Source organism: Salmonella sp. 741265116_PST, from assembly GCF_046567715.1.
GTDB classification, from domain to species: Bacteria; Pseudomonadota; Gammaproteobacteria; order Enterobacterales; family Enterobacteriaceae; genus Salmonella; species Salmonella enterica.
This window is the reverse complement of the sequence record NZ_JBKFPH010000003.1, coordinates 151,233-164,243: the sequence shown is the minus strand read 5'-3', so window position 1 is coordinate 164,243 and position 13,011 is coordinate 151,233. Positions and strand designations below refer to the sequence as shown.

Annotated in this window: 12 protein-coding genes and 1 pseudogene; 8 read left to right on the top strand and 5 right to left on the bottom strand. The window is 42.6% G+C overall.

Annotated features, from left to right (window positions below):
• Positions 1–122: 122 nt before the first annotated feature.
• Together ACLD11_RS03555 and ACLD11_RS03550 are read right to left on the bottom strand one after the other, a co-directional pair.
• Complete coding sequence (locus tag ACLD11_RS03555; protein WP_183060437.1) at positions 123–1,241, bottom strand: S-(hydroxymethyl)glutathione dehydrogenase/class III alcohol dehydrogenase; 1,119 nt, start codon at positions 1,239–1,241, stop codon at positions 123–125.
• A 31-nt stretch (positions 1,242–1,272) separates the two neighbouring features.
• The gene (locus tag ACLD11_RS03550; protein WP_001120770.1) at positions 1,273–1,548 is read right to left on the bottom strand and encodes a metal/formaldehyde-sensitive transcriptional repressor; all 276 of its coding nucleotides are present in this window, start codon (positions 1,546–1,548) and stop codon (positions 1,273–1,275) included.
• A 496-nt stretch (positions 1,549–2,044) separates the two neighbouring features.
• On the opposite strand from ACLD11_RS03550, the pseudogene ACLD11_RS03545 reads away from it, so the two are divergent.
• Positions 2,045–2,440, top strand: a pseudogene (locus ACLD11_RS03545) (effector protein); the annotation flags it as partial.
• 118 nt (positions 2,441–2,558) lie between these two features.
• Here ACLD11_RS03545 and ACLD11_RS03540 read toward each other — a convergent pair.
• Complete coding sequence (locus ACLD11_RS03540) at positions 2,559–3,275, bottom strand: hypothetical protein (protein WP_076726614.1); 717 nt, start codon at positions 3,273–3,275, stop codon at positions 2,559–2,561.
• A gap of 425 nt (positions 3,276–3,700) precedes the next feature.
• Here ACLD11_RS03540 and sseJ point away from each other — a divergent pair, with 425 nt between their 5' ends.
• A complete protein-coding gene (gene sseJ / locus ACLD11_RS03535; RefSeq protein WP_411011299.1) occupies positions 3,701–4,927 on the top strand; it encodes an SPI-2 type III secretion system effector SseJ in 1,227 nt (408 codons plus the stop codon).
• 120 nt (positions 4,928–5,047) lie between these two features.
• Here the strand turns inward: sseJ and ACLD11_RS03530 are convergent, their stop codons facing one another.
• The gene (locus tag ACLD11_RS03530) at positions 5,048–5,392 is read right to left on the bottom strand and encodes a DUF1294 domain-containing protein (protein WP_411014543.1); all 345 of its coding nucleotides are present in this window, start codon (positions 5,390–5,392) and stop codon (positions 5,048–5,050) included.
• A 1,110-nt stretch (positions 5,393–6,502) separates the two neighbouring features.
• Here ACLD11_RS03530 and ACLD11_RS03525 point away from each other — a divergent pair.
• From ACLD11_RS03525 to ACLD11_RS03500, 6 genes are all read left to right on the top strand, one after another.
• On the top strand, positions 6,503–7,264 hold the full coding sequence (locus ACLD11_RS03525) for a transporter substrate-binding domain-containing protein (RefSeq protein WP_411014542.1): 762 nt from the start codon (positions 6,503–6,505) through the stop codon (positions 7,262–7,264).
• Positions 7,265–7,270: 6 nt separating this feature from the next.
• Complete coding sequence (locus ACLD11_RS03520) at positions 7,271–7,918, top strand: amino acid ABC transporter permease (protein WP_411014541.1); 648 nt, start codon at positions 7,271–7,273, stop codon at positions 7,916–7,918.
• Positions 7,919–7,942: 24 nt separating this feature from the next.
• Positions 7,943–8,674, top strand: coding sequence for an amino acid ABC transporter ATP-binding protein (locus tag ACLD11_RS03515; RefSeq protein WP_411011296.1), 732 nt, complete (start codon positions 7,943–7,945; stop codon positions 8,672–8,674).
• On the top strand, positions 8,671–9,351 hold the full coding sequence (locus ACLD11_RS03510) for an amino acid ABC transporter permease (RefSeq protein ID WP_411014540.1): 681 nt from the start codon (positions 8,671–8,673) through the stop codon (positions 9,349–9,351). The genes ACLD11_RS03515 and ACLD11_RS03510 overlap by 4 nt, the downstream gene beginning before the upstream one ends.
• Before the next feature lie 136 nt (positions 9,352–9,487).
• Positions 9,488–11,038, top strand: a complete 1,551-nt coding sequence (locus ACLD11_RS03505; protein WP_411014539.1) for a glycosyltransferase family 39 protein — start codon at positions 9,488–9,490, stop codon at positions 11,036–11,038.
• A gap of 463 nt (positions 11,039–11,501) precedes the next feature.
• Positions 11,502–12,164 (top strand): class I SAM-dependent methyltransferase, encoded by a 663-nt coding sequence (locus ACLD11_RS03500; RefSeq protein ID WP_411011293.1) that lies wholly within the window; start codon positions 11,502–11,504, stop codon positions 12,162–12,164.
• Between the two features lie 271 nt (positions 12,165–12,435).
• On the opposite strand, the gene cybB is transcribed toward ACLD11_RS03500, so the two are convergent.
• Positions 12,436–12,966 carry a cytochrome b561 gene (cybB, locus tag ACLD11_RS03495; RefSeq protein WP_183059612.1) on the bottom strand — a complete coding sequence of 177 codons (531 nt, stop codon included), beginning with the start codon at positions 12,964–12,966 and terminating at the stop codon, positions 12,436–12,438.
• Positions 12,967–13,011 lie beyond the last annotated feature (45 nt).

Here is a 13,011-nt window from a genome sequence, read left to right as displayed (position 1 = left end):
GATAGTCATCGGCACTTCGTGACGTTTGCTTACCGCGAAAAGCATCGCCTTCGTCACATTTTCACAACATTCATTCCAGAAAATTCAGAAAAGCGCCAGCGGAAAATCCGCTGGCGGATGAATCAGTTATCGCCAAAGTGAATAACAGTACGGATGGATTTACCCTGATGCATCAGTTCAAAGGCATCGTTAATCTGCTCCAGCGGCAGGCGGTGAGTAATAAAAGGATCTAAACGGATTTTACCAGTCATCGCATCTTCTACCATCCCTGGCAGCTGCGTGCGCCCTTTCACGCCGCCAAAGGCGGAGCCACGCCAGACGCGACCAGTCACTAACTGGAAGGGACGGGTTTTGATTTCCTGCCCTGCCCCCGCAACGCCAATAATAATGCTTTCGCCCCAGCCTTTATGACAACATTCCAGCGCTGCTCGCATCACGTTAACGTTGCCGATACATTCAAAACTGAAATCTACGCCGCCATCTGTAAGCTCAACAATAACGTCCTGGATCGGTTTGTCGTAATCATTCGGATTAATAAAGTCCGTCGCCCCCATTTCGCCCGCCAGCGTAAATTTTTCCGGATTCGTGTCGACAGCTAAAATACGCCCAGCTTTAGCCTGAACCGCGCCCTGAATAACCGCCAGCCCAATACCGCCTAAACCAAAAACGGCAACGGTGTCGCCCGCTTTCACTTTAGCGGTGTTATGGACGGCACCAATACCAGTCGTCACGCCGCAGCCCAACAGACACACTTTATCCAGCGGCGCCTGCGGGTTCACTTTCGCCAGAGAAATTTCCGCGCAAACGGTATATTCGCTGAATGTGCTGGTTCCCATATAGTGATAAACGGGTTCGCCGTTATAAGAAAAGCGGGTAGTGCCATCCGGCATCAGCCCTTTTCCCTGAGTGGCGCGTACGGCCTGACAAAGGTTAGTTTTACCTGACTTACAGAACTTACACTCGCCGCATTCCGCCGTATACAGTGGAATAACATGGTCGCCGGGTTTCAGGCTGGTGACCCCCTCGCCGACCTCGACCACCACGCCGCCGCCTTCGTGACCCAGGATTGCCGGGAATACGCCTTCCGGATCATCGCCGGAAAGGGTAAATGCATCGGTATGGCAAACGCCGGTATGGGTGATTTTGACCAGAACTTCGCCTTTTTTCGGCGGCGCAACGTCAATCTCGACAATTTTTAGCGGCTGACCGGGACCAAAAGCAACTGCTGCACGTGATTTCATATATCTCTTCCTGTTACGGTGAGGGAAATTGTTATTTTAGATAAGCGCGAAGAAGATGGCCGATTTCCGCCATCCGAACCGCGCGCTGATCTGGCGTAGTTTCCCCGCTGACCAGCTCATCTTTCAGATGGATTTCAACCATTTCACTCATCAGGCCATTAGACGCGCCGCGCACGGCGGCAATTTGTTGCAGAATCGCCAGACAAGGTTCGCCAGACTCAAGCGCCCGCTCCAGCGCTTCGACCTGCCCGCGTATGCGACGAACACGGGTAAGGATACGTTTTTTATCTTCAGGTGAATGCGGCATTCGACCTCCATATATTATAGGGGGGTATAGTATCAGGATTTTTACATAATTGTAAAATTAAGCACATTATAAAAATCAATTGATTATAGCTTTCCGGCATAGATCATTAAGAATTAGCTCATATTCAGCTCATGGGGAACTTTTTCAGGCCACATACAATAAACGCCAAAGCTTCCTTTATATGCTGTAATGTTCTGCCCGGCTGGGGCACAGAGGTAATGCCGGGTGAATCCAGCCTCATTACCCAGAAGTAAATATTTACTCAATAGTTTTTATTTACTCACCAGGTGGTAATGAATAAAGGTTACGATATGCAGATGTCAGTCTTGTAAGAACATAACATCACAACTGCGATACACCGCCGACGGGTAGCGAAAATATCTCAACTCTTAGTCAATAGTGAACAAAAAATCAAATGAGCGTTATTTGAAAGATTTTTAATACCCGAAAGTGTCATCATTATTGTTAATTTGAAATCAATCTCAGGTAATAATCCATTCCTGTTTCGATTTGTAAACATGATGCTCCTTTTGTTGTTCAACATGAAAATCGGTACGGTTCCGGGGCAAGTCAGTCATCATCACTTTTCAAATCAATCCGCCATATTAGCAACTCTCACGAGATAATAAACTTTATAAGTTGCTATAGTGCAAATGGAAGCTGTTTTTCCAATGCACAGATGCCAGCCAATGCCTCAGGGAGCCCTGTTATAGGTTACTATGGGAAAATAAATAAGTTAACAGCTAATCTGGATAATAGCGGTCGTATATTTCGCCCACAGCATAAACTTGCGGCCAGGATTTGTTATCCAGGTAATCGGCTTCTGAGCGGTCCAATTCAACCTGGGTTTGGCCTGAAACATCTGCTAACCTGTCACTCAGATGGTAATGTCATGCCCTTCCTGGCATCGCTATTCCACAACCTACAGATATGGGCGCTCAGTTCTCTTTCCCCCATCTCTGCTATGGAAGCGCGGGAGTCAATTCACACCCTCGCCAACCCGTATTTGATTAAAGTCTGACTTTTACCAGAGTAATTTCATAAGAGTGTCCATCTTTTGGTCTAAAAATAATAAATCTGTTATTATTTTTAGTAAAGGATTTCGACAAAATAAAACTATCATGATACCTGGCCAGGACGTAGTACCAGCCTCCATCATACAATATCATTTCGTATTCTTTCTTTAATTGTGGTTTATAGATCCCAACAAAAAAAGAAAATATAAAAAAATATATAATAAAACCAAGCATAACTATAGTGAAACAATGTCTTCGCACCCAACTGAGTTGCGTAAAGCAAATCACTGGCATTAATTTACTATAAAAACGCATCCCCACCGATAAGCATAAAGCCACCAGTAAAATGATAAAAAAAAGCTCCCACAAAAACGATTCTGTTAAGAGAGAAAACTCGATAACAATTGGAATAAAGAACAAAACCGCTGCCAAAAAAAGACGTAAGAAGCTAAGATCGTGGATACGTGCTTTTTGCTTTACTAAAAAAAATAATAGAATACCCACTCCCCACGCTATTATGAATATAGCCATCAGGCTAATCGCATGGAATAGACTTCGGGCAATGTTGTCTGGGCCGACGCCTACATACCACCACGGGAAACCATAGTACGCGGAGACGCCCCAGCCATAAAAATAGGCGCTTCCCCATCCCAAACCACCTAAATAGGCCAAAAGCATTGAAGAGTTTTTAATAATTGAATCATCACTCATTATAGTTAACTCACTTAAAAAATATTTAATATGAAAATAGAAATCAAAAAGTTACATAAAACACTTGCACTTTAGCAATAATAGTCGGATGATAAGTTTATCTGCTTTTCCTGAGTATCAAGCCAGCTAATACTCACGCCAGCACACTAAAATCAGGAGTGACTGCTTTTTAAGATCTTTGCCTTAGCTAGGCCATACTCAATAATGATAGCAGTCAGATAATGTGTATCCGACATTAACTTCACGTTGTTGATGATATATTTACTTCCCTGAAAAATAATAAACACTGTATATATTTTATTGACGGCGACAAACTGTTAAAGAAACGCCATTCCATATACACTATTTACCTGATTACTTTTTCTTGCTAATATTTGCTAATTAATGCTTTGCTAAAGTGCGTTTAATATAGTAAGGAGAGCACTATGCCATTGAGTGTTGGACAGGGTTATTTCACATCATCTATCAGTTCTGAAAGATTTAATGTGATAAAAGAAAGCGCACGCCCTCCAGAATTAAGTTTATGGGAGAAAATCAAAGCATATTTTTTCACCACCCACCATGCAGAGGCGCTCGAATGTATCTTTAAACTTTATCACTATCAAGAACTGAATCTAACACTGGTACAGGTTCGTGGAGCCTACATCAAACTTCGAGCCTTAGCGTCTCAGGGATGTAAAGAACAGTTTATTATAGAATCACAGGAACACGCCGACAAGTTGATTATTAAAGGTGATAATGGTGAAGATATTTTATCTATTGAGGTTGAATGTCATCCGGAAGCTTTTGGCCTTGCCAAAGAAATCAATAAGTTACATCCCAAGCCAAAAAATATTTCTTTGGGTGATATTACCAGACTGGTATTTTTTGGCGACAGTTTATCTGACTCCATGGGGCGTATGTTTGAAAAAACACATCATATCTTACCCTCCTATGGTCAATACTTTGGCGGAAGGTTTACTAATGGATTTACCTGGACTGAGTTTTTATCGTCCCCACACTTCTTAGGTAAAGAGATGCTTAATTTTGCTGAAGGGGGAAGTACATCGGCAAGCTATTCCTGCTTTAATTGCCTCGGTGACTTTGTATCAAATACGGACAGACAAATCGCATCTTACACCCCTTCTCACCAGGACCTGGCGATATTTTTATTGGGGGCTAATGACTATATGACACTACACAAAGACAATGTAATGATGGTCGTTGAGCAACAAATTGATGATATTGAAAAAATAATTTTCGGTGGAGTTAATAATGTATTGGTCTTGGGAATTCCCAATTTGTCTTTAACACCCTATGGCAAACATTCTGATGAAAAAAGAAAACTTAAGGATGAAAGCATCGCTCACAATGCCCTGTTAAAAACTAATGTTGAAGAATTAAAAGAAAAATACCCCCAGCACAAAATATGCTATTACGAGACTGCCAATGCATTTAAGGTGATAATGGATGTGGCCAGTAATATTGGTTATGATACGGAAAACCCTTATACTCACCACGGCTATGTACATATTCCAGGGGCTAAAGACCCTCAGCTAGATATACGTCCACAATACGTCTTCAACGACCTTGTCCATCCAACCCAGGAAGTCCATCATTGTTTTGCCACAATGTTAGAAAGTTTTATAGCTAATCATTATTCCACTGAATAATGTTCCATCGGCTGCGGTACGCCGTGAGTAAAACATCGTTCAATATCATAGTGCCAGTGGCATGAAAATATGAGGCTGTCTTTGCTGCCGATTGGTCAATGAGTGATACATGCTCTATGTTCAGTAAGACAAAAATGGATAGAGTCGATAAATCGCCACCGTAGCTAAAATACTTACTATCACACTGACGATAAAGTATGTTTTGAATGGCTGCTTTTGCGTTTTATGACTGAAGAGTTGTTGACCAACAATCGCACCAGGCCACCCACCGACAACCCCAAACACCAATAAAGTGGATTCCGGCACTCTGCGCCAGGTCTTACGTGCCGCCGTTTTATCTACACCGTAGATCGCCAGCGTTAGCACATTGGCGAGCAGGAACCACATCGCGACGGGATGCGATGTAAAAATGCTTCCGACCGCAGCGGAGATCAGGAGCAAATAACAAAAGCGGTTAAGATACATATTATTATGTCATAGCAATGATTAGGGGCATCGAAGCCCATTATACGCGATACATGCGCCTATGTGATGTAGAATTTTCTTTTCACTCAGCCAACGAGTCATCAAGGATTCATTTTTAATTACCATGGTAATCATAAGGTAATTAACGTGTTGTGAACACGATTAAAATGGGTAAAGCCACCGAAAATGTTACCACCTTAACCGTTGCCAGGATAACTTAATGAAGAACCCTCTTTATTGCTGTTTGTTATCCGGTTGGCAGTCTCAGTTTTGGATTTATTTATCGTATTTATATTTATTACATAAAATGTACGATGTTAATTTGAGAATTTTATCTCGAAAACCGCATATATTCAGATATTTCTGAATTAAGATTATTATCGATTAAAACAAGTTAACGTTTTGATAAACATAACAACATCGTCAGAACTCCTGATTTGTTGTCGCTTGTTCATAAGACAAATAATTTATATGCTTGCAAATATAGATAGCACGCAAATCAACTTAGCTCAGAAAATGTATTTGACAAGCAAAGATAAGTCTTTATATTGGCCCTGGATAGAGTGGCAAGATGATACTTAGAGACATTAAAGGCACCGTCACTGAAGCATTTATCTGCTTATCATGTAAATATGTATGCGTAAATGGAGCATAAACTATGTCCAGTATACTAATGTCTATGGTATCTTTACATTTGCACCTTTCATGGAGTCTCTGTACTCATATCCAGTTGATATCTCATGGTATATTAAATCCATTCCCTTTGATGATTCCTGTCAAACCTCCTGATTAAATTAGTTAACAGCGATGGAATACATAACGTTAAGTACTTTACGCCTGCAAATGTCAGGTTCACGTCCTAATGCTTAATTTATATACCCAAAATAATTCGAGTTACTTAAAGGCGGCAAGGGAGTGAGTCCCCAGGAGCATAGATAACTATGTGACTGGGGTGAGTGACAAATCTGCCGGGAGCAGATTTGAACGTCGCGTGCGACGGCCCGTCAGGGCGAGGCCCATGGATGGGCCGAGTAATCCGTAGCCAACACATAAGCGACTTGAAGTATGAAGGGTATAATACGCATTACCTTACCACAGGAAATAGATAGCATGTTATGCAAAAAATTTGGCTTATCGATGATAGTGTTGGGAATAATGTCGTCTTCAGCTTTTGCTGATAGCATCGTTGAAGGGAAAACACTCAATGTCGCAGTATCACCGGCCTCTCCCCCTATGTTATTTAAAAGTGCTGATGGCAAATTGCAGGGGATAGATCTGGAGCTTTTTTCGTCTTACTGTCAGTCACGGCATTGTAAGCTAAACATCACCGAATATGCCTGGGATGGAATGCTTGGCGCAGTGGCGAGTGGTCAGGCAGATGTCGCATTTTCGGGAATTTCAATCACAGATAAACGTAAGAAAGTTATTGATTTTTCTGAACCTTATTACATCAACTCTTTTTATCTGGTCAGTATGGCCAATCATAAAGTAACGCTCAATAACCTCAATGAATTAAATCAATATTCTATTGGATACCCTCGAGGAATGGCTTACTCCGACCTTATCAAAAACGATCTGGAGCCCAAAGGATACTACTCGTTAAGTAAAGTAAAATTGTATCCAACATATAATGAGACGATGGCTGATCTAAAAAATGGCAATCTTGATCTGGCTTTTATAGAAGAGCCGGTTTATTTTACCTTCAAAAATAAGAAAAAGATGCCGATAGAAAGTCGTTATGTTTTCAAGAATGTTGATCAGCTTGGCATTGCCTTTAAGAAAGGCTCGCCCGTGCGCGATGATTTCAACTTATGGCTTAAAGAGCAAGGGCCACAAAAAATATCTGACATCGTCGATAACTGGATGAAATAGTAAGCTATGTCATCAGGTAATATGCTGGCTATCTTTTATTTCCTATTGGAAGGGATTGGTAATACGCTGCTTGTAACCTTTACCTGTTTTCTCTCAGCGTTTTTGTTCGGGCTTACAGTCGCCGTATTACGGCGACTATCCCCCCTTCCACTACAGAAGATGCTCGACGTACTGGTCTTTATTCTTCGGGGAATTCCAATACTTATTGCTGTTTTTCTTGTTTATTTTGGATTGCCATCGATTGGCATATATGTTTCACCACTGGTGGCCATGAACCTCAGCGTCGGCTTAATCAGCGGGAGTTATCTTGCCGAGGTGTTCAGAGGGGCGCTTAAATTAGTTGAGCCATTCGAAATTACGGTAGCGAAAGTAGCAGGAATGCGTCAATTACAGGTTATAATAAATATTGAACTGCCACAGATGTTGCGATTTTCTGTGCCCGGTATTATCAATGAGTTTTCTTCTGTATTAAAAGCGACGCCCTTTGCTTATACTGTAGGTATCGCTGAAATAGCGAAGCAGGCAATGTCACTGACAGCCATCACGCTAAACGGGTTGCAGATCTATACGCTTGCCGGAGTATTATATTTCATTATTTATAAAGTTTTTACGCTTCTGGCCGGAGTGTTTGAGAAAAAATATCGCATCAGTTGAAGCATAAAAATAGAGGTGATACTCATGGCTTTACTGGAACTAAAAGAGATAAGTAAGGAATATTCAGGAAAAAAGGTTCTTGATACGGTTAGTCTGAAAATTCAATCGGGAGACATGAAAGTAGTCATGGGGCCATCGGGTTGTGGAAAAACGACGCTTTTACGCTGTCTGCTTCGATTAGAAGAGCCTGATTATGGCGATATTTATTTTCACGGGAAAAATATTTACGATAAAGAATTTACTACTCTTGAGTTCAGAAAAAAAGTCGGTTGTGTCTTCCAGAATTACGCTTTGTATCGCCATCTTAACGTCATGGATAACATTACCCTTGCCCTATGTAAAGTGTTTGGCATGCCGGGACAACTAGCTCGGGAGAAAGCCTTACATGAGCTACAAAAACTTGATATGGTCTCGCATAGCGCGAAGTACCCTTCGCAATTATCGGGCGGCCAGCAGCAGCGCGTCGCCCTGGCCCGAACAATGGTCACCGACCCAGAACTCATTATTTTTGATGAGCCGACGTCTGCGCTTGATCCGCTCATGACTCGTGAAGTCGGAATGTTGATCAAGCAACTTCACGACAATGGCGTCACTATATTATGCGTCACTCATGATATTCGCCTCGCCAGATTACTAAGCGATAACGTAACGTTTCTTAATCATGGCAAGATTCGTGCAGAAGGCGCTTTTACCGATCTTGCCTTACGAGAAACGGATCCAGATATCCACTGTTTTTTTAGCGAGGCACAACGATGATCGCTGGCTGGTCTCTTTTCTTTAATGACCTGACTGAACAACTGCCACTTGTTGTGGACGGTATTAAAGAAACCTGTAAACTTGCGCTGATTGTTTCCATCACCGGTTTTTTGTGGGGAATTATTATTTTCTTTCTGAGTCTTAGCCATCGCCCCGTGGTAAAAGCCATAATTCGACTGTACATGGATTTCTTTATCGGTACGCCACTCATTTTTATTCTGTTTGTTATCTATTATGGTTTACCTCAATCTGGCATTCACCTGTCCTCTTTTACCGTGGCGGTTACAGGGTTTACTTTAAATGTCGGCGCATATAATGCCGCGTACATGACAACGGCCTATAACGCATTGAATAAATATGAAACTGAGGCAGCAGTCGTTCAGGGGTTGAACAAACGGCAGGTCTTTTTGTGGATTATACTGCCTCAGGTATTGCTGTCTTCCATTCCAGCCTTAACGAATCAGGTGATTAATAACCTTAAAGACAGCACCATCGTTTTTCTTATCCAATATACAGAGTTTTTCGCGCGAATTCAGGAGGTTGCGGCAACCAGCTTTAAATTCTTCCATGCTTACCTTTTTGCCGCCATAGTGTATCTTATTGGCGTTACATTTATTGTCGGTTTGACCCGGTTTTTAGAGCATAGACTGCTTCGCCATTACGGTCAGGATTACTGAGTTGCACTGCACTATTCTGATTAATTCACCGCTGACATTGTCAAAGTTATTTTTATTTAGTGTTGGTTAAGGTTTTAACCCTCATTATTGCGTTAGGTGTCCATTCTGGTCTAAATCTTACTCCATTGAGAATATTATGGCGCTACCACAACTATCAATATGGCAGCCCGGCGATGGGTTAAGAAAAATAAAGTATAAATATCATGTTTGTCTCATTGTCATGTTCTCCGCCCTTATACGGCTGCTATTTTTAACTGACCGCTACCTTTGGTGTGACGAAGCGTCCAGCGTGCTGATTAGTCGCCATAGCGTAGACAATCTGCTCTTCCATGCCGCTTTTGACGTGCATCCTCCGCTTTATTATCTGTTACTGCATGACTGGATGATATTATGGGGTGATAGCATTGCAGCGGTACGCTCTCTCAGTCTACTCTTTGGGATCCTGACAGTTGTGCTGGTTATCGCGCTTACGCGATGGCTGGCAAATGAGCGTACAGCCTTATTGGCGGGATGGTTCGCCGCCCTGATGCCGATGGCAGTCCTTTACAGTCAAGAAACGCGCATGTACGCGTTAATGGGAATGCTAACGCTCGCTGCCGCGTTAGCATTGATGATGTGGATAAAAACACCCACCCATAATCGCTATCTTATCGCGTATGCTTTACTTATGACGTTCAGCTTTTACACCCATTATTTCACCCTATTTGCACTTATTGCCCACTGGATCGCAGTAACAATATTATCCTGCCAAAGCCATAAAACGGCCTGCTACCTTAAACTTCCTGGCTGGTGGTTTGCCAACCTGGCGATTGCTGTCGCTTATCTCCCCTGGTTGCCCGTATTGTTTAATTTACTGACTCATCTGGCGCAGTTGAGAGCCGGTAATGATATCGGTTGGATTCCCCCCGTAACATGGCGTGATCTGCCTGTAATGTACTGGCATTTCTTTACCGGAAACAACGGACAGGGTTTTCCGTCGATCATTCTGTGGCTGGCTGTGGGAAGTTTTATCGGTACTGTGGGGCGAATATCTTTATGCAACGGAGAATATGAAAGATATCAGCTGATATTATTTTGTAATCTGGTCATCCCTGTAATGCTGGTTTTCATCATTTCCTGGTGGATGCCGTTATTTATCGATCGTTATTTCTTCTTCTCATCGCTGAGCATTCCTCCCCTGCTTGCGGTATCACTTACCCGCGCAAAAAAATCGGTTTGTGGTTTCGGGTTTATCTTATTCACCTTATTATTCGGCTATGGTTTATATCATAATAACCCTGAGCACATAGACGAGTTTAAACCACTGGTAAACTATATTAATACCCGTCACGAGCCTAATGATGCCGTGGTAGTCAGTAAAATGTTCGATTATTTAAGTTATGTGTATTATAATAAGCGAGATTATCGTACGTTTCTTTATACACCGCCTAACGCTCATGGAACATCAGGCAGACCGAATGCCTATGGCTTTGGTTCACTGTTTTATGCGCAAGCCGATCAGACATATATTGATACTCTGACAACGCTTTCAAAAAGTCACCATCGTGTCTGGTTGATAAGCGGCGGTAACTTTAGTCAGGATTACCCCTTGCCGTCAGAATGGCAAAATATCGCAAACTTCAGAAGTGGTAGATTTCAGGTACAATTATTTGTAATACCGACTCAACAGGCGCGTCAAATGCAATGATTACCGTTTTTTATCCAGTGCAGTGATAAACAGTACTGTTACTGCCAGACCGCCTAAAAGTAAGGTCCAGCCAAACGCTTCAAAAACCTCAATCATATCGCCTCCGGGTAGGTGATATTAAATCAAGATGGCTATCTCAGCGTAACATTTAAAATATCAACTAAAGTGCAATAATCGCTTTATGTGCATGAATAAATATTGTTCCTCCTACATTTAATTGCATTGCTATTATCATAGGGCTTAATATGGGTATATTAACGATTATTAATTATCAGTTTATAATAATATGACTGCCCAATTCATTTATCAGCTATTATTATCCTCTATCCTCTTTAAGATAGCCGCTTAATTCATAATGTCGCCTTTATTCGTCGCATTAAATTACTCACTCACCTGATTAATGCTTGCCTAACGATTGCTTCGTTGTTTTAATTCCAGCGCGAAATTATTTAGTGAGAGAACAATGAAGCATACACAACAATCAGGCGCAAAAGTCTATAACCCATTCACGCTTAGCTTATATGACTGGTGGGTACTCAATATCTCAAACAAATATGCCTGGAAGTGTCCTACTGATACGCGACTACTTCCTTTCTTCCTGCATCACATGGGCGAGACTCACCTGGATATTGGCGTAGGTACAGGTTATTACCTGAAACATGCACCTGCGACTCATGCCATTTCGCTGATGGATTTAAATCCGGATAGCCTGAAAATAGCCGCCAGCCGAGTGGGTAATACGAAAATCCGCGCCACACTACAACACGATGTTTTCGACACGTTCCCGGCGGACTGGCACGGGCGCTTCGATTCCGTTTCGATGTACTATCTTCTGCACTGCTTACCTGGTGAGATGACAACAAAAGCGAAGGCAATTAAAAATGCCGGTATGGCGCTTAAACCCGGCGGCACACTTTTTGGCGCCACGATTCTGGGCAGAGAGGTTCCTCACAATGCTTTTGGCAAGAAATTGATGGCTGTTTATAACAAGAAAGGAATATTCAGTAATACCAATGATTCAGCCGATACGTTACGCAGCGTGTTGGACGAACATTTCGCTAAGGTGACTTTGGAGCAACATGGCGCCGTTGCGCTATTTTCCGCCACTACGCCACGTTCATCGTAAGTGTAGGCACTCCCGACCGGTCGGACAGCGCGATCATGTGGGTTTAACCCGTTGATTAAACATTGAATTACGGGATAGCAATTGCTTATTTTATTTATCATACAAATAAGTATAATACCCGCTTCCGATGTAGACCCGTCCTCCTTCGCCTGCGTCACGGGTCCTGGTTAGACGCAGGCGTTTTCTGTATGGAATACGCCATCCCCTCTGATAGATGCCTTGCTTGCCTAAAGCGGTTAACCCCGCCTGCGATAAACGTCATGCAGGAAGATCAGTAACGCTTACGCGGCATCATCCGTAACAGCGTATTGTCTTTCCAGAAATAGTGATGCATCAAAGCAGCGATGGCATGAAGTCCAATAACAAAATAGCCCAGATTCGCCAGCGTGACGTGCCAGAATTTCAGCATATCTACGCGTTCAAAGTTAGCTTCAGCGGCATGGGGCATAGTAATGCCAAATGCGACCCAGGGATTGCCGCGGTTATACATCATGACCAGACCAATAACAGGCAGCACGATAAATAACAGGTAAATCACCAGATGTCCCAAATGTGCCATTCCGGTCATCATCGGTTTTGGGCGAGGAACAATGGGCGGCGTGGGATATTTCAGCCGAATAAACAAGCGCGCTACCATTAAAAGCAAAATAGTGATACCACATGAAACGTGCGTCATATTAAACCAGGGCCGATAACTACGCGGCGCAAAACCGCGTAGCTCCATCGCGGCGTAAGCCACAATAACCAGAAAAAAGACTAACCAGTGAATACCAATTTGCAGGCTGGAATACTTATTGCCCATAGCGCGTCCTGAATGAAAACCGTAAAGCGACAACATAACCAGCTT

What these genes read in the sequence shown, in the direction of transcription:
- ACLD11_RS03515 (WP_411011296.1), top strand. Translation starts at nt 7,943, where the DNA reads ATGGCTTTACTGGAACTAAAAGAGATAAGTAAGGAATATTCAGGAAAA.
- cybB (WP_183059612.1), bottom strand. Translation starts at nt 12,966, where the DNA reads ATGGGCAATAAGTATTCCAGCCTGCAAATTGGTATTCACTGGTTAGTC.
- ACLD11_RS03500 (WP_411011293.1), top strand. Translation starts at nt 11,502, where the DNA reads ATGAAGCATACACAACAATCAGGCGCAAAAGTCTATAACCCATTCACG.
- ACLD11_RS03555 (WP_183060437.1), bottom strand. Translation starts at nt 1,241, where the DNA reads ATGAAATCACGTGCAGCAGTTGCTTTTGGTCCCGGTCAGCCGCTAAAA.
- ACLD11_RS03525 (WP_411014542.1), top strand. Translation starts at nt 6,503, where the DNA reads ATGTTATGCAAAAAATTTGGCTTATCGATGATAGTGTTGGGAATAATG.
- ACLD11_RS03530 (WP_411014543.1), bottom strand. Translation starts at nt 5,392, where the DNA reads ATGTATCTTAACCGCTTTTGTTATTTGCTCCTGATCTCCGCTGCGGTC.
- sseJ (WP_411011299.1), top strand. Translation starts at nt 3,701, where the DNA reads ATGCCATTGAGTGTTGGACAGGGTTATTTCACATCATCTATCAGTTCT.
- ACLD11_RS03520 (WP_411014541.1), top strand. Translation starts at nt 7,271, where the DNA reads ATGTCATCAGGTAATATGCTGGCTATCTTTTATTTCCTATTGGAAGGG.
- ACLD11_RS03540 (WP_076726614.1), bottom strand. Translation starts at nt 3,275, where the DNA reads ATGAGTGATGATTCAATTATTAAAAACTCTTCAATGCTTTTGGCCTAT.
- ACLD11_RS03510 (WP_411014540.1), top strand. Translation starts at nt 8,671, where the DNA reads ATGATCGCTGGCTGGTCTCTTTTCTTTAATGACCTGACTGAACAACTG.
- ACLD11_RS03505 (WP_411014539.1), top strand. Translation starts at nt 9,488, where the DNA reads ATGGCGCTACCACAACTATCAATATGGCAGCCCGGCGATGGGTTAAGA.
- ACLD11_RS03550 (WP_001120770.1), bottom strand. Translation starts at nt 1,548, where the DNA reads ATGCCGCATTCACCTGAAGATAAAAAACGTATCCTTACCCGTGTTCGT.